Source organism: Pseudomonas sp. Irchel 3A5 (assembly GCF_900187575.1).
Classification (GTDB): domain Bacteria; phylum Pseudomonadota; class Gammaproteobacteria; order Pseudomonadales; family Pseudomonadaceae; genus Aquipseudomonas; species Aquipseudomonas folii.
In genome coordinates, this window is sequence record NZ_FYDU01000007.1 from 41,047 (window position 1) to 55,973 (window position 14,927).

At 57.3% G+C, this 14,927-nt stretch carries 17 protein-coding genes; 11 read left to right on the forward strand and 6 right to left on the reverse strand.

Annotation, left to right across the window (positions count from 1 at the left end; all coding sequences use genetic code 11):
* Positions 1–101 precede the first annotated feature (101 nt).
* Together CKW31_RS12885 and CKW31_RS12890 are read left to right on the forward strand one after the other, a co-directional pair.
* Positions 102–668, forward strand: coding sequence for a YbhB/YbcL family Raf kinase inhibitor-like protein (locus CKW31_RS12885; protein ID WP_095095309.1), 567 nt, complete (start codon positions 102–104; stop codon positions 666–668).
* A 96-nt stretch (positions 669–764) separates the two neighbouring features.
* Complete coding sequence (locus CKW31_RS12890) at positions 765–1,259, forward strand: MarR family winged helix-turn-helix transcriptional regulator (protein ID WP_095095313.1); 495 nt, start codon at positions 765–767, stop codon at positions 1,257–1,259.
* Positions 1,260–1,423: 164 nt separating this feature from the next.
* Here CKW31_RS12890 and CKW31_RS12895 read toward each other — a convergent pair whose 3' ends face one another.
* The 3 genes from CKW31_RS12895 to CKW31_RS12905 form a co-directional block, all read right to left on the reverse strand.
* On the reverse strand, positions 1,424–2,842 hold the full coding sequence (locus tag CKW31_RS12895; protein WP_095095319.1) for a short-chain fatty acid transporter: 1,419 nt from the start codon (positions 2,840–2,842) through the stop codon (positions 1,424–1,426).
* 145 nt (positions 2,843–2,987) lie between these two features.
* The gene (locus CKW31_RS12900) at positions 2,988–3,644 is read right to left on the reverse strand and encodes a CoA transferase subunit B (protein ID WP_095095322.1); all 657 of its coding nucleotides are present in this window, start codon (positions 3,642–3,644) and stop codon (positions 2,988–2,990) included.
* Between the two features lie 65 nt (positions 3,645–3,709).
* Positions 3,710–4,411: a CoA transferase subunit A gene (locus CKW31_RS12905; protein ID WP_027902715.1), complete on the reverse strand. Its 702-nt coding sequence runs from the start codon at positions 4,409–4,411 to the stop codon at positions 3,710–3,712.
* A gap of 124 nt (positions 4,412–4,535) precedes the next feature.
* Here CKW31_RS12905 and CKW31_RS12910 point away from each other — a divergent pair, with 124 nt between their 5' ends.
* From CKW31_RS12910 to CKW31_RS12930, 6 genes are all read left to right on the forward strand, one after another.
* Positions 4,536–5,444, forward strand: a complete 909-nt coding sequence (locus tag CKW31_RS12910) for a LysR family transcriptional regulator (RefSeq protein WP_095095328.1) — start codon at positions 4,536–4,538, stop codon at positions 5,442–5,444.
* A gap of 146 nt (positions 5,445–5,590) precedes the next feature.
* The gene (locus CKW31_RS12915; RefSeq protein ID WP_095095331.1) at positions 5,591–6,961 is read left to right on the forward strand and encodes a gluconate:H+ symporter; all 1,371 of its coding nucleotides are present in this window, start codon (positions 5,591–5,593) and stop codon (positions 6,959–6,961) included.
* A gap of 337 nt (positions 6,962–7,298) precedes the next feature.
* Entirely contained in the window at positions 7,299–7,694 is a 396-nt protein-coding gene (locus CKW31_RS12920; RefSeq protein ID WP_095095333.1) for a RidA family protein, read from the forward strand.
* A 99-nt stretch (positions 7,695–7,793) separates the two neighbouring features.
* Positions 7,794–7,970, forward strand: coding sequence for a hypothetical protein (locus tag CKW31_RS29835; protein ID WP_176469876.1), 177 nt, complete (start codon positions 7,794–7,796; stop codon positions 7,968–7,970).
* Between the two features lie 8 nt (positions 7,971–7,978).
* Positions 7,979–8,413, forward strand: coding sequence for a DNA methylase (locus tag CKW31_RS12925; protein ID WP_256582594.1), 435 nt, complete (start codon positions 7,979–7,981; stop codon positions 8,411–8,413).
* Entirely contained in the window at positions 8,413–9,123 is a 711-nt protein-coding gene (locus CKW31_RS12930; protein WP_095096029.1) for a DUF72 domain-containing protein, read from the forward strand. The genes CKW31_RS12925 and CKW31_RS12930 overlap by 1 nt, the downstream gene beginning before the upstream one ends.
* Here the strand turns inward: CKW31_RS12930 and CKW31_RS12935 are convergent.
* Complete coding sequence (locus tag CKW31_RS12935) at positions 9,087–10,076, reverse strand: alpha/beta hydrolase (RefSeq protein ID WP_176469877.1); 990 nt, start codon at positions 10,074–10,076, stop codon at positions 9,087–9,089. The genes CKW31_RS12930 and CKW31_RS12935 overlap by 37 nt on opposite strands.
* Positions 10,077–10,183: 107 nt before the next feature.
* Positions 10,184–11,050: a LysR substrate-binding domain-containing protein gene (locus tag CKW31_RS12940; RefSeq protein ID WP_095095336.1), complete on the reverse strand. Its 867-nt coding sequence runs from the start codon at positions 11,048–11,050 to the stop codon at positions 10,184–10,186.
* A 139-nt stretch (positions 11,051–11,189) separates the two neighbouring features.
* On the opposite strand from CKW31_RS12940, the gene CKW31_RS12945 reads away from it, so the two are divergent.
* Positions 11,190–12,089 carry a DMT family transporter gene (locus CKW31_RS12945; RefSeq protein WP_095096038.1) on the forward strand — a complete coding sequence of 300 codons (900 nt, stop codon included), beginning with the start codon at positions 11,190–11,192 and terminating at the stop codon, positions 12,087–12,089.
* 145 nt (positions 12,090–12,234) lie between these two features.
* On the opposite strand, the gene CKW31_RS12950 is transcribed toward CKW31_RS12945, so the two are convergent.
* Positions 12,235–13,173, reverse strand: coding sequence for a hypothetical protein (locus CKW31_RS12950; RefSeq protein WP_095095339.1), 939 nt, complete (start codon positions 13,171–13,173; stop codon positions 12,235–12,237).
* Positions 13,174–13,720: 547 nt separating this feature from the next.
* Here CKW31_RS12950 and CKW31_RS12955 point away from each other — a divergent pair.
* A complete protein-coding gene (locus tag CKW31_RS12955; protein WP_095095342.1) occupies positions 13,721–14,203 on the forward strand; it encodes a GNAT family N-acetyltransferase in 483 nt (160 codons plus the stop codon).
* Positions 14,204–14,535: 332 nt separating this feature from the next.
* Positions 14,536–14,802 carry a DUF1652 domain-containing protein gene (locus tag CKW31_RS12960; protein ID WP_095095345.1) on the forward strand — a complete coding sequence of 89 codons (267 nt, stop codon included), beginning with the start codon at positions 14,536–14,538 and terminating at the stop codon, positions 14,800–14,802.
* Positions 14,803–14,927: the final 125 nt, after the last annotated feature.

Here is a 14,927-nt window from a genome sequence, read left to right on the forward strand (position 1 = left end):
ATGTGCCGCATCTCCTTTCTCGTTGAACCAGCGCGAATGACTTTTTTAAATCCCCTCGGCGGGCTATCGTCCTGTTTCATATTCAGAGAAGGATCGTCAGGATGCTCAGCCGTCTTCTGGGGCGTGCGTTGCGCGGCCGCGGTGCCACCGAAAACAAGCTGATCTGGAACCACAAGGCCGTAGCGTTTTCGCCGGTGGTTATCGACGTGCACAGCCCGGCGTTCGCCTCCATGGCGCAGATTCCGCTGTCCCATGTCGGCTCGGCCAAGGGCGGTAATCTTTCGCCGCCACTTTCGTGGGAAGGGCTGCCGACCGGCACAAAAGAGTTGGTGCTGATCATTGAGGATGCTGATGCGCCAATACCCTTTGCGTTCGTGCATGCGATTGCCGTCGGCATTTCGCCGCAGCTCAACGGGCTGCCTGTCGGGGCGTTAAGCAGCGCGTCACGTGGCCTGCTCACCTTGGGACGTAACACGTTTGGCGGCGCGACCTACATCGGTCCGCAGCCTCTTATCGGTCATGGTCCGCATCGATACAGCTTTCAACTGCTGGCACTGGATCGACAGCTGCACTTCGACAGTCCACCCAATCGCAATCAGTTGCTCAAAGCCATCGACGGTGCGGTCATAGGCCGTGGACGGCTGGACGGGATTCATGAGCGAGCCTGATGCCGTGAACGCGTGGGTGTTGGCTGTTGCTGAGCACGGGGATATGCCAGCATTGCCCAAGGCAGCTCCTTGATAGACGTATCTGCAGGAACCTATATGAGCCAGAGTCCGACGCCAGTCGTTGCGTTGCAGATCCCCGACAGCCTTCGGATTGCACCGCGAGTGCTGTGTCATGCAACCAGCCTGCGCAAGGCGACCCGGCGTATTTCCCAGTTGTACGACGCGGTTCTGGCGCCCTGCGGTCTGCGCTCGACACAGCGTTCGATTCTGATGCAGGTGGCGCGCAATCAGGCACCGGCAGTGACTGAGCTGGCGGCGATTCTGGTGATTGATCGCTCGGCGCTGGCGCAAAACCTCAAGCCACTGGAGCGAGAGGGGCTGATCTCGGTGGATGTCGACCCGCAAGACAAACGCAGCCGACGCGTGCGCTTGACGCAGTCCGGCGTCGACAAACTGCTGGAGTCCCAGGCGCTGTGGGAACAAGCCCAGCAGTGTTTCGAAAAGTCCCTGGGCCAGCAGCAGTCCTGTGAGTTGCGTGAGCTGTTGGCCAAGGTTGCCGTACTGGATTATGACGGTAGTTGTTCAGCCTGAATTCAAATGTCTTAGGCAAACACGAACCAGGAGCTGCCGAAGGCTGCGATGGCGATCTTTCTGATACACCGCATCGCCTGCATCGCGGGCAAGCCCGGCTCCCACATAGAGCCAGGTCAGCCCCTGCAGCAAATGCTCTTCAATTCAAACGGCTGTAAACAGGTTTACGGATGCATCGGCGGTATGTACGCCAGGGTCGAGCCCAGAATCCACAGCAGGAACAACACCAGCGGTGTGTGCACCAGCAATTGCACGAACGAGAAGCCGATCAAGTCCCGGGCCTTCAAACCCAGTACGCCCAGCAGCGGCAGCATGTAGAACGGGTTGATCAGGTTCGGCAGCGCTTCGGCGGCGTTGTAGATCTGCACGGCCCAGCCCAGGTGATACTCGAGGTCGTTGGCCACTTGCATCACATACGGCGCTTCTATGATCCACTTGCCGCCGCCCGACGGGATGAAGAAACCCAGGACTGCCGAGTACACGCCCATCAGCAGCGCGTAGGTGTCGTGGGACGCGATGCTGGTGAAGAACGTCGAGATGTGATGCGCCAGGGTCTGTGCGTCCGTACCCTTTACGGTTGTCATCAATGCTGCGATCGAACCGTACAGCGGGAACTGGATCAGCACACCCGTGGTGGTGGGCACTGCCCGAGTCACTGCATCAAGAAAGCTGCGTGGACGCCAGTGCAGCAGCGCGCCGACCATGATGAACAGGAAGTTATACGTATTCAGACCGGAAATCGCGGTAATGGCCGGCTTGGTGGAAAACTCGTTGAAGATCCATCCGGACGCCAGCAGCACCATCAGAATGATCAGCAGTGGACTGTATTCCAGCCATTCGCCCGGGCGGGTACGTGCAGGTAACGCGGGCATGCTGAACGACGGATCGACGCCGCAGGCTTGGGCATCTTTAGCGCTGTTCGGGCCCGGAGCCGTTGCATAAGCCACTACCAGCGATACCACGACCAGCGCCGCCAGCAGCACGCCGGACTGCCAGAGGAAAATGGTTTCGGTGAACGGGATAACACCAGTGATAGCCAGAATAGACGGCGGCAGGCTGCCGGGGTTGGCTTGCAACTGTGCCGCGGAGGATGACAGACCCAACGCCCACACGGCGCCGAGCCCCAGATAGGCCGCCGCACCCGCTGCGCGATAGTCCATGCGCAGGTCGGTACGGCGGGCGAGGGCGCGGACCAGCAAACCGCCGAATACCAGGGACAGGCCCCAGTTGAGCAGCGAGGCGACCATGGAAATCAGCGCAACCCAGGCCACTGCCGAACGACCGTTTTTGGGGATGCGTGCCAGCCGGTCAATGAGCTTTACCGCAGGAGGCGAGCTGGCCACCACGTAACCGCCGATGACCACGAAGGCCATTTGCATGGTGAAGGGAATCAAGCTCCAGAACCCGTCACCGAAGGCTTTGGCGGCGTCGGCAGGCCTGGCGCCTATGGCCAGGGTCGCCACCGTGACGATGACTACCGCCAGTGCAGCAAACACCCAGGAGTCAGGAAACCAGCGTTCCGCCCATTTGGCGCAACGCAGGGCAAAGCGGGCTGAGCGGCTATCTTCGATATCGGCGGCCACAGGGGTTGTCCTCTTGTATTTATTATTGGGGTTGAATCTGTAACGCGTGGCTTTTGTAGGAGCTGCCGAAGGCTGCGAAAACGGCATCTCTGACACACTGCTATCGCAGCCTTCGGCAGCTCCTACAAGGGACTATTGATCCCAGTCAGAAATGCATCTCGACCACATCATCAGGCACGATCAATTTACCGGCGGTCTTGGCGATGATTTCTTCAACGCTTACGCCCGGTGCACGTTCGCGCAGAATAAAAGCACCGTTTTCGATTTCCAGGTAGGCCAGGTCAGTCAGCACCTTGCGAATGCAGCCAGCGCCGGTCAGTGGCAGGCTGCAACGGGGGAGTAGTTTCGACTCGCCGTCCTTGGACGCGTGGGTCATGGTGACGATGATATTGTCGGCACCGGCCACCAGATCCATGGCACCGCCCATGCCTTTGACCAGTTTGCCGGGGATCATCCACGACGCGATATTGCCTTCCACATCGACTTCGAAAGCGCCCAGAACGGTGAGGTCCACATGGCCGCCACGGATCATTGCGAAGGATTGGGATGAGTCAAAAATCGATGCGCCGACGCGGGCCGTCACGGTCTGCTTGCCGGCGTTGATCATGTCGGCATCAATGGTTTCTTCGGTGGGGAATTCGCCCATGCCCAGCAGGCCGTTTTCCGACTGAAGCATGACGTCGATGTCGGTGGGGACATAGTTGGCCACCAGCGTCGGAATGCCGATGCCGAGGTTCACGTAGTAGCCATCTTTAAGTTCGCGTGCAACCCGTTGAGCCATTTGTTCGCGGGACAGTGCCATGGTCTGATCTCTTTGTTGTTTTATGCCGTTGGCTGTACAAGACAGCATTCGGAAGCAGAATGACGTCAGGCTTTTCTGACGGTGCGCTGCTCGATACGCTTCTCGAAAGTGCCGAGAATGACCCGGTCAACATAAATACCCGGCGTATGGATCTGCGAAGGCAACAGCACACCCGGTTCAACGATCTCTTCGACTTCGACCACCGTTATCTTGCCCGCGGTTGCCACCACCGGATTGAAGTTCTGTGCGGTATGACGATAGATCACATTGCCGAAATGGTCGGCTTTCCAGCCTTTGACGATGGCGAAGTCGCCAGTAATGGCTTCCTCAAGGATGACGTTGCGGCCATTGAACTGGCGAGTTTCCTTGCCTTCGGCCACCGGCGTGCCATAGCCCGTCGCGGTATAGAACGCCGGGATACCCGCACCGCCTGCGCGCATTTTTTCGGCGAGAGTACCTTGGGGGGTGAGTTCGACTTCCAGCTCTCCGCTGAGTAACTGGCGTTCGAACAGCGCGTTTTCGCCTACGTAGGAGGAGACCATCTTACGAATCTGGCGATCTTCGAGGAGTATGCCCAGACCAAAGCCATCGACACCGCAGTTGTTGGAAACAACAGTCAGGCCCTTGACGCCCATGCGTTTGATTTCAGCAATAAGATTTTCGGGTATGCCACATAGGCCGAAGCCACCGCATAACACCGTCATGTTGTCGGTCAGCCCGGCGAGGGCTTCCTGATAAGTCGCCACTCGCTTGTCGAGTCCAGCCATGATGATCCGCCTTTTATAGTTGTGGTCGACGGTCCGGCCGTCGGGGAGCGTTGCGACATCTTCTCTCGGAGGCAGTGATTTGTTAATTTTGTTTTTCTGATCGATTAATAAGAAAAGCAAATATATGAACGTCAAACAGTTAAGGGCGTTTCTGGCCGTCGCACAGCATTTAAGCTTTGCCCAGGCGGGTGAGCGGCTCCATGTTTCGCAACCTGCGCTGAGCCTGACCATTAAAAGTCTGGAGGATGACCTGGGTGGGCAGTTGCTCAGCCGCACCACGCGAACGGTCAGCCTTACGCCCGAAGGTGAAACCCTGCTGCCGCTGGCCCGGCAACTGCTGGCTGACTGGGACAACGCTGAAGAATTGCTGCGCCAGCGCTTCACCTTGCAATTGGGAAAAGTATCGGTGGCCGCCATGCCGTCGTTTGCCGGTAACTTGCTGCCCGGCGCGCTCAAGGTGTTCCGCAGTCGCTACCCACGAGTCAATGTAGCCGTTCATGACCTGATTAACGAAGAAGTGCTGGAAATGGTCCGTCATCGGCGGGTTGAACTGGGCATCGGTTTTGAACCCGAGTCCAGCAACTCACTGGTCTTCACGCCGTTCTATACCGACCGCTTCGTTGCAGTGGTGCCGCAGGATTCACCATTGGCACAACGTAAGGAAGTCACCTGGCAAGCGCTTTTGCAGGAAGACTTCATCGCCTTGCAGCGCCCATCGGCCGTGCGTTTGCTGCTTGAGCATCATTTACAAGCGCAGCATGGCAAGTTGTCTGTTGCGTTCGAAAGCCATCAGTTGTCAACCATTGGCCGCATGGTTGCCAGCGGTCTGGGCGTCAGCGCAGTGCCTTCATTGTGTATTCAGCAGATGCATGAACTGGGCGCGCATTGCATTGCGCTAGTGGGGCCGACGATTGAACGCCCGATTGGCCTGATGATGCTCGCCGATCACAAGTTGTCGGCCGCTGCTCAGGCATTGCGCGAGGTGCTGATCGAGTATGCGCAATCCCAGGTGCCGGGGTTAGCGAGCGTCTAGATCAAGGGGCTGGCCGGGAGGGGAGCGGTGAAACTGTCACAAACTTCATATTTGCGCGTCGGCTGTTCCGGTATCGTGTTGTGTAATTACAACTAAATGTTTCTGCTGGATCGCGCTTGCAGAAATCAACGATAAGGAAGAGCGCCTTGGATGTATCTTCTGCTGCCTGGCTGGTGCACGACACCCGCCTGATTGTCTGCTGTCTGATTGCAATTGCTACGATCATTGTCTTGATCAGCGCCACAAAACTCCCTCCTTTTCTTTCGATTCTCATCGGCACGTTCATCGCCGGAATCGGTGCTGGCCTGCCTGCTGAGGAAGTCGCCAAGGCTTTTAGCAAAGGGGCGGGGGGGATTTTGGGGGAGGCCGGATTGATTATCGCCCTGGGTGCGATGCTCGGCGCCTTGATGGCCGAATCCGGGGCTGCCGACCGAATCGCGACTACATTGCTGGAGTTTGGCAAGGGCAGGTCATTGCCTTGGGTGATGGCGCTGGTGGCAATGGTCATCGGCCTGCCGTTGTTTTTTGAGGTCGGGCTGGTGCTGATGGTGCCGATCATTTTTGTCATGGCCCGGCGTTCCGATCAGCCTTTACTGAAAATCGCGATTCCGGCCCTTGCAGGCATGACCACTTTGCATGCATTGATGCCGCCGCATCCAGGGCCGTTGATTGCGGTCAGTGCCTTACATGCCGATCTAGGGCTGACGATGCTGCTGGGATTCTGCATTGCCGTTCCGGCAGTGATTCTCGCCGGGCCGCTGTATGGCAACTGGTTGTCCAGGCGCATGGACATCAAGGAACCGGCTGAGCTGGGTGAGCTGTTTTCGACCAAATCTGACGTCACACGCCAGCCGGGATTCGGCATTTCATTGCTCATTATTCTGCTGCCGGTGATTCTGATGCTGGGCAGCACGCTGGCCAAGATATTGATGGGCCCGCATAACTCCCTGGCGCTGACCCTGAAGTTTCTCGGCGAACCGTTGGTGGCGTTGAGCATTGCGGTAATAGCGGCGGTCATTTGCCTGGGCTGGGCCAACGGCCTGACTCGCGAACATGTGAACGGTACGCTGCGCAAAAGTCTGGCACCGATTGCAGTTCTGCTGCTGACCATCGGGGCGGGCGGTGGTCTCAAGCAGACCTTGCTGGATGCCGGTGTGAGCCAGACCATCAGTAAGGTCGCAGAGGGCGCACATATCCCGTATCTGCTGCTGGCCTGGCTGATTGCCGTGGCCTTACGTCAGGCCACCGGATCCGCGACTGTCGCGACGACCACCACGGCGGGCATTCTTGCGCCGATGATGGCGGGGCTGGCAGCAACGCAAAGTTCGTTGGTGGCCCTGGCGATTGGTGCTGGCTCGGTGTTCTTCTGCCACGTCAACGACGCGGGTTTCTGGATGGTCCGCGAGTATTTTGGCCTTCAACTGAAGCAGACGATCTGGGTCTGGTCGGTGCTGCAGACCATCGTGTCAGTGGTGGGGCTGGTGGGTACGTTGCTGTTGTGGTGGTGGCTGACGTAGGGCGGCTGCGGTCTCAGTGGGAGATCCTGTGTTTGCCTACAGTCTGATGTGACGACGTGGGACCGGCTTCAGCCGGGAAGAGGCCGGGACAGGCGCTGAATCTTTATCTGCAGAAATACGGCCTTCCCGGCTGAAGCCGGTCCCACGTCATCAGTGATTGAAGTGGGAGCCTTGCGTGCCCGTGATTCAGGCACCTCGGTGTATCAGGCAATTGGCTAATCGTTCATCGCTAGCAAGCTCTGCTCCCACAACGTTCTGTTTGTACTGCGCGCTGCCTGGTGATTACCCTGACCCGTTTAATCCCTCTTTCTCAGCAAAACTCTCCACAGGTAACCCCATGCCAGACCGCGAAATCATTGTTCCACCTTCCATGGGCAATATCGTCGAGCGCGCAGGTTACGTTCCGGCGGTGAAGGTTCAAGGCACGCTGTACTGTGCGGGGCAGGTCGGGCGCACGCCGGATCTTGAGGTTATTTCCGATCCTGAGCAGCAGTTCATTGCCTGCTGGGAAAACCTGCGCACTGTGCTTGCCGAAGGCGGTTGCAGCTTTGAGGACGTCGTGGAGATGACCACTTATCACGTGTCGATGAGCGAGCACATGGCCGTATTTCGTGACGTCAAAGAGCGTCTGTTCCCCCGCGGTTTGTGCGCCTGGACCGCCATCGGTGTATCTGAGCTGGCTGTTCCGGGGCTGCTGCTTGAGATCAAATGCATCGCGGTTCAGCGTGGCTAAGGTTCATCAGGCCAGGACCAATCATCCAATAAACCGAACTCGTGAGCGGGTCTCGTTTCCAAAGCGGGTCATTCATTAAAAGACCTTGCGAGGAATATCATGAGTACAAACCCTGTAGACAGCCAGGCCGCCCAGACTCCAGGACCGAATCCCAGCCCGAGCGAGTCAGATGGAAGGTCCACTTCTGACAATGATGTGCGTAAGGCCGATATCAACGAAGTCGAGCCCGATGATCCCGATGTAGCTGGGGTTGATGCTTCTGATACGCCAAGCTGATACGTACCGTGGCGAGTAAAGTCATCACGGCCCATGACCTGGCGATCGACTTGAAGAGCGGTGGTGAAGTCGCCCTGTTCAAATGGTTTATCGCCAGCTTCCTGATGGGCAAGCGCATTCAGGCTGATATCGCGGCGCAGGCTTATCGGGTCATTGTCGATCAGCATGGTTGCGACTCGCCGCGCAAACTGGCCAGTCAGTCACATCGGCAGTTGGTCGCGATGCTCGGTGAGGCGCACTACGTCCGTTATGACGAAACTACCGCGACACGTTTGACGGCGCTGAGCAAAAAACTCATTGAGGAGTATTCCGGAAAGATGGGCGAAATCCATGGCCGCAGTGACAGTCGCGCCGGATTCGAAAAGCGTCTTGGTGAGTTCGACGGAGTAGGGCCGAAGACCGTCGAAATATTCATGCGCGAAGCGGGCGAGGTGTTGTATTGATTCAGGTTGGTTGCGCGGGCTGGAGTTTGCCCCGCGAGCACTGGTCCGAATTCGGCGCAGAGGGCACGCACTTGCAGCGCTACGCCACATCGCTATCTGCCGTCGAGATCAACAGCTCCTTTTACCGTCCGCACCGCCCGCAAACCTGGCAGCGCTGGGCTGAAAGCGTGCCTGCCGGTTTTCGGTTTTCAGTGAAAATGCCCAAATCCATCACCCACGAGCATCGTCTTCAGGGCTGTGAGCATCTGCTTGAGCAGTTCCTGACTCAGTGCCTGCATCTGAAGGACAAGCTGGGTTGTATTCTCGTGCAATTGCCGCCCTCGCTGACTTATGACCCGACAACCGCAACGGCCTTCTTTGAGGCCCTGCGCAAAGGCTATGAAGGCAGCCTGGTGATAGAGCCCCGCCATGCCAGCTGGCAGGATGCCGGGTTGCTGCTCAGGGATTTTCATGTCGGCCAGGTGGCGGCGGACCCATCACCCATTGTCGGTGCAAATGCGCCGGGCGGCTGGCCGGGTGTTCAGTATTGGCGACTCCACGGTTCGCCGCGCATCTATCACAGCGCCTATGAACCGGCCTGTTTGCAGGAGCTGGCGGTGAAATTAAAGACCGCCGCCGACGCTGGCCTGGAAACCTGGTGCGTCTTCGACAACACCGCCAGCGGGCACGCCGTTCACGATGCGTTACTGCTGCGCAAATTGCTGGCTTGAGCAGGCTGCTCTTGCTGCGTTCTATTTTCCGACGTCGCTGCGTTCGCAGGGGCAACACTGGACTTGAGCAATGCCTGAATAGCCTGGCTGTATGCCTGTCGGCCCACGCGCATGCTGTTGTTATGAGTACCGCCCGGCACCAGCAATAGCTTCTTCGGTTCCTGCGCAGCGGCAAACAATTCCTCGCTAAAGCGCGGCGGCACATAGCGGTCGTCCATGCCATGCACGATCAACACGGGCATATGAATGTCGGCGATCTTGTCGACGGAGTCGAATTTCTGCGACAGCAACCAGCGCACTGGCAGTGAGGTGTAGTTAGTCGCCACCGCGGTGGCGACGTCGGCCAGGGTGGTGAAGGTCGACTCAATGATCAGCCCGCGAGCCTGCGCGGGTTGCGTGCCATCCTGAGTATCGCGACCGAGTTCGGCAGCCAGATCCACGGCGACTGCACCGCCCAGCGAATGGCCGTAAATCAGGCGACGACTGGCATCCGGTTGCAGCAGCTTGAGGCGCTCCCAGGCGATGCGGGCATCTTCGTAGACGGTGCTTTCTGACGGCAGCGGACCACGGCTTTCGCCGAAACCCCGGTAGTCGATCGCCAGCACCGAGAAACCCAGAGCGTGCAACTCTTCAATACGAAACAGTTGGCCGGTCAGGTTCCAGCGTGATCCGTGCAAGTAAAGAACGGCCGGCGCATCTTTGCGATTGGCAGGCCACCACCAGCCGTGAATGCTTTGCGACAGGCCGAATTGCGGAGCTTTGAGTTCCAGCTCCTGCACATTGGCCGGTAACCCGCTGTACCAGCTGGCGGTGCCGGGTTCGATGCGGAAAACCAGTTCGCGCTCGGTGTGTTGCAGGACGGAGCAACCCACTGGCAAACCGATGATGAACATCAGCATGCAGGTCCAGGTAAGCCAGCGCGCCCGAATGCGAGCCAGAGAAAACATGGCCATGGATTACTTCCCCCGACTTTTCAAGCGAAAGGCTGACTGTAACGACGTTGTCATGATACCGATTGATAGATCGGTTACAGAATATTGCGGGCGCAGCCGGTCGGGTTTCATGGACGGAAGTGATCGTCGATCAGGCCGACCATGATGTCGCAGGCTGCGCTTGAAACTCCTGGAGCTTTGACCAGTTGCCGTTCGTGTAGCGGAAGGGGTGGCAAGCCTTCATCCCGACCGAGAATGCGCATCTGCGCACTGACCCGCCCGCGGTCAATGATGCCGATTGCCATTCCAGCGCAAATAGCCGTCTCCAGAGCGCTGGAGCTCGCCGACATCACCACCGTACGCCAGGCTCTGCCAATTTCATTCAGGGCATTGACCGCGACGTTCCGGTAAGGGCAGCCCTCGCCGTGCAGGGCCAGCGGGGCTGGCTTGTCAGGGGCCAGTTGATAGCCCGGAGCGGCCACCCAGACGGGCTCGGTGGTGCCAAAGGTGTGCAATGGCCGATCAGCGCTCACGGCATGCACCGGTACCACCACCAGCGCCAGATCCAGTTGGCCACGCTGCAGTTGTTCGTTCAGCCGACCGCTGGACGCGGTTTCAACTTCCAGTTCTATCTGCGGGTAGCCACTGGTCAACGGGCTCAGCGTGCTGTGTAACAGGGCCGCTGCATATTCTTCGGAAATGCCCAGTCGCACTCGACCGCTGATCGTCGGGCTCGCGAAACCGGCCAGCAGTCGATCATGGACATGGAGTAGCTCGGCGCTTTGCAAGGCAAACCGACGGCCCAGCGAGGTCAGGTTGACGGTCTGGTTATCCCTTTCCAGCAAGCGGCCACCGGCGATCTCTTCCAGGCGGCGAATATGCAGGCTCACCGCCGAAGGACTGCGATTGAGAAAAGTCGCCGCGGCGAGGAACTGCTCGAAGCGCACGACCGCTTGAAAGGTACGCAGAAGATCAATATCCAGCGTGCTTTGCATGATTTATAAATCCTGCATCAGTGATGCTGATCATTTCGTTTGATTGAAGTACGCCCCCATTCTTAACATCACACTCATTCAGCGCAATAGGGGATGTTCAATGAATGGGCAGACGGTTGAAATGGTTGATGAGGCCAGCATGTCAAGGACCCCATCGGTCTCCGGATCCAGATGGATAAGCGGTGTGCTGTTGGCCGCCATGGTGCTGAGCTGGAGTTCGGGATTCATCGGCTATCGCTCTGCCTCGGAGCACAGCGGGGTGATGTTGGTAACGTTCTGGCGATTCGTACTGGCGGCGCTGTTGCTGTTTCCGTGGGTATTAGGCTCGTTGCGTGAACTGACTTGGGCCATCGTGCGTCAACAGATGCTGGTAGGGCTGTTGGCTATCGCCGGTTTCATCGCGGCGATTGCCTTGTCCATTGAGTTAGGCGTGGCGCCGGGCACCAGTTCGCTGATCGCCAATTTGCTGCCACTGAGCATTGTACTGTCTGCGGGGCTCGTCCCCGGACAGCGTACGCGTGGCTGGCAATGGCTTGGGGTGGCGTTGTGCATCGCCGGCATGCTGATTGCCAGTGGGGCGAGTGTCGAGCTGTCCGACGCGCCACTGTGGGCCTACGGTTTGCCGGCGCTGGCCGTCCTGTCGTTGACGGCGGCAACGATCTATCAAAAAAAGACAGATCAAAAGAAGACCTCGCCCGTCACGGTGCCTGCCATGACTTCATTGTTCATACAGATCTGCGCGGCGTTGCCGGTCTTCGCTGTATTGTCGATCCTTGAGGGTGGGATTACTCCGGTGCTGTCCACTGGCTTCGGCGGCGCCGTGCTATGGCTGGTGGTCTGCTCAACCCTTGGTGGCTATGGCTTCTACTGGCTGTGCCTCAAGCGATTCAACATGCAAAGCGTCAGTGGCGCGTTGTTTCTGACCCCTCCCGCGACGATGGTCTGGGCCTGGCTGCAATTCGGCAATCCTTTGAGTACCGGTGCAATAGTGGGTGTGGCGCTGACACTGGTCGGGTTGCCATTCCTGCGCAGGCGCTGAACGACGCCCATAAAAAAGCCGCCTGCCCGTAAGGGGAGGCGGCCTGGACCCGATCCGTTACATCAGGATCGCAATCAGGATGATGACCGGGATTGGGACACCGAGTAACCATAGAAGGATGGAAGGCATAGTCGTTCTCCTTGGCTTAAAGAGCCGTTGTTGTAGTGGTGTAAGGACGTTCGTCGAGGTAAGTCACTGCGTCGCGACGACGACCGCCATAAATGGCAGCGAAGCTGGCGAAGAAGGCACCGCACAGCAGCGAGACGAAGGTCCACAGTGCAGTCATCGCGGCGACTTTCGCAGCGGTGTCGGCCGCTTCTTTAGCAGCTACTTTGGCGTCTTCTACGGCCTTGCGAGCCTGACCATAAACCTGATCAACGCGACGTTCGGCATCTGCCTGGCTAAGGTTGGTGCGTTGGGCAATCATCTGGGCCAGATAAGTGCGGTCTTCAGGGCTGATCTGACCGTCATTGCTCAGCGTGCGGCTGAAGATGCGCAGGACCACGCCATGGGCAGCGTCATCACTCACCGCAGCAGGGCGATCATCACGGAACAGGCTGTCGATGTAGTAGCCGTAGTCCTGGCTGCCGGCGTTGCTATTGCTCGCCGCGCTGCCTGCTACTTGAGTCACTGCACCCGCAGCACCGGACGCCACACTGGCACCGGCTTGAACGCCGCCGCCAATAATGCTGCTGACCGAACTGGCGATGAGTGTTGCAGCGACCAGCGTTGCCACGGCCCAAGACAGGAAACCATGGGCTGTGTCGCGGAAATACACTTCATCACCGTGCAGATTTGCCCACTTCACGCGGAGACGGCCAGCGATATAGCCGCCCAGACCAGAAGCAATGATTTGGGTAAACGCCAGCCAGATGACCGTTGAAATACCAAGGCCCTTGGCGCTGATGCCTTCGTTGGCCCACGGCGATACTGCCGAGAAACCCAAGCCGAAGCCCAGTAGTATGAGAATTAAGGAAAGCGCAGCGGCGCCAGCGGCACCTGCAAAGATCGCCCCCCAGGAAACACCTGAGTGGTTTGTCGATTCTTGCGCGGCAGAGTTGAAAGTGTCCGGGGATGAAATCATTATTTTTCTGCTCCGTGAAGGATTTTGTTACAGCGTCCCTTAAAGCGTTGCAGTGGTTATGCCAGAAAATCATTTAATTAAATTTCATATAATTCAATGGTTTAAGTTATTTAAGGATTTTTGAATCATGCATTCTGCAAGGATGCGCTATTTGTTACAGGCGTTCTGCATGAGTGGGGATTTAGTGGTGCATCAAAGCGTTGCGCGACTTTCTTGAACACGGCTATTAACGGCATCGACTGACTAATGCTTTCTATATAAGCGATCTTTCTGGTTCTTATAGAACGTTATCCCGCACCCAATCAATGATCTGTAGAAGCTGCCGAAGGCTGCGATTTCGGTGTGTCAGGGTAGATGCTTCGCAGCGTTCGGCAGCTCCTACAGGACATTTCAAATCGCACATCCTTTAAAAGCATAACAACGGGATAAATGATCAAAACGGATCGAGCAGTGCCGGATTTTTGTCATGGGCAGACGTGCACGGAGCGATAGTTCGCATATAGTGTTCACACGCTTGTTATTTCCATCTTCAAGAGGTCTCTGCCCAATGTTCTTGAACCGCCCACTGGAAGAAAAAGACATCCCTGCCATCTGTGCACTGCCGCAGAATGTCGACGAGCTGTTTTACATGTTCCCCCGCGCTATCTGGCCGCTGACGCCTCCGCAGTTGCTGGACGCGTTGCACAATCATTCCGATTCGACGGTCATCGAAATGGATGGCGAGGTCGTGGGGTACGCCAATTTCGCTCGTAGCGATTTTCGCGGACGCTGTTCGCTGGGCAATGTGATCATTGCTCCTAAAGCGCGTTCGCGCGGGGTAGGGCGTTACCTGATCGGTTGCATGATGGAATTGGCATTCGACAAGCATGAAGCTAGCGAAATGACAGCATCGTGCTACAACCATAATGTGCCGGGTCTGTTGTTCTATCCGAAGCTGGGGTTCCGGCCCTACGCCATCGATGAGCGCCGGGACAAGCAGGGTGGACGAGTGGCATTGATTCATCTGCGACTGCCCCGTCATGACGACTGAAGCCTGACACTGACCGTCAGTCGCCAAAAGCGGCTGGCGGGAGGGTATCGAGGGACTGTTTTGGCACTTTATTGATACCAATCATGTAAACAAAGTGATGAATATTGTTAAGTGAACCGTTTCTTCTGGTTGTTTATATAAGCGTCCATGAAAAGGATTGAAAAAGGGCGCAGAAATGCCCGTTGCTTCAACGTGGTGCAAAGCGTATAAGTAAACATGCCTTCAATTAAATGGCGACGTTTGTTTGGCGGCAATCAAAAATAAACATTGATGTATCACTGTGTCCATCGTGGCAGGAATTCAGCCACGCGCGATTTAACAAGGAGAGGGACATGATCGCCTACAGACTTTCCACACTCGAGTTGAGAAGCATCATCGAGAGTGCGTTTTTACCCCTGCGCTGCACGTGTAGCGTATCCCCGGATTCCATGACCGTGCAGATCATTGATCCTAATTCGGAAAAGGTTGAATTGCTGGTGACCGGGATTTCCCTGGATCGCCTCAACACCACCCGTGATATATCCGAACTGGTAGCAGAGCTGCGCTACGACCTTGCACACACCCGGCACCACCATGGCAAGGCCCGCATTGCTGTTTGATTGAACTGAAAAAAACGTCTGATAAAGCCGCCATGGTAGACCCTGAGGGGACTCGATAGGCGGCTTTCGCATGTGTGGGGTTGTATCGGTTAAACGATGGACATACCCATCAACCCGATCGGCGC

Coding starts and splice junctions, on each gene's coding strand:
- CKW31_RS12900 (WP_095095322.1), bottom strand. CDS start 3,644: ATGGCACTGTCCCGCGAACAAATGGCTCAACGGGTTGCACGCGAACTT.
- CKW31_RS12955 (WP_095095342.1), top strand. CDS start 13,721: ATGTTCTTGAACCGCCCACTGGAAGAAAAAGACATCCCTGCCATCTGT.
- CKW31_RS12910 (WP_095095328.1), top strand. CDS start 4,536: ATGAACGTCAAACAGTTAAGGGCGTTTCTGGCCGTCGCACAGCATTTA.
- CKW31_RS12890 (WP_095095313.1), top strand. CDS start 765: ATGAGCCAGAGTCCGACGCCAGTCGTTGCGTTGCAGATCCCCGACAGC.
- CKW31_RS12960 (WP_095095345.1), top strand. CDS start 14,536: ATGATCGCCTACAGACTTTCCACACTCGAGTTGAGAAGCATCATCGAG.
- CKW31_RS12935 (WP_176469877.1), bottom strand. CDS start 10,076: ATGGCCATGTTTTCTCTGGCTCGCATTCGGGCGCGCTGGCTTACCTGG.
- CKW31_RS12905 (WP_027902715.1), bottom strand. CDS start 4,411: ATGGCTGGACTCGACAAGCGAGTGGCGACTTATCAGGAAGCCCTCGCC.
- CKW31_RS12885 (WP_095095309.1), top strand. CDS start 102: ATGCTCAGCCGTCTTCTGGGGCGTGCGTTGCGCGGCCGCGGTGCCACC.
- CKW31_RS12950 (WP_095095339.1), bottom strand. CDS start 13,173: ATGATTTCATCCCCGGACACTTTCAACTCTGCCGCGCAAGAATCGACA.
- CKW31_RS12945 (WP_095096038.1), top strand. CDS start 11,190: ATGTCAAGGACCCCATCGGTCTCCGGATCCAGATGGATAAGCGGTGTG.
- CKW31_RS12940 (WP_095095336.1), bottom strand. CDS start 11,050: ATGCAAAGCACGCTGGATATTGATCTTCTGCGTACCTTTCAAGCGGTC.
- CKW31_RS12920 (WP_095095333.1), top strand. CDS start 7,299: ATGCCAGACCGCGAAATCATTGTTCCACCTTCCATGGGCAATATCGTC.
- CKW31_RS29835 (WP_176469876.1), top strand. CDS start 7,794: ATGAGTACAAACCCTGTAGACAGCCAGGCCGCCCAGACTCCAGGACCG.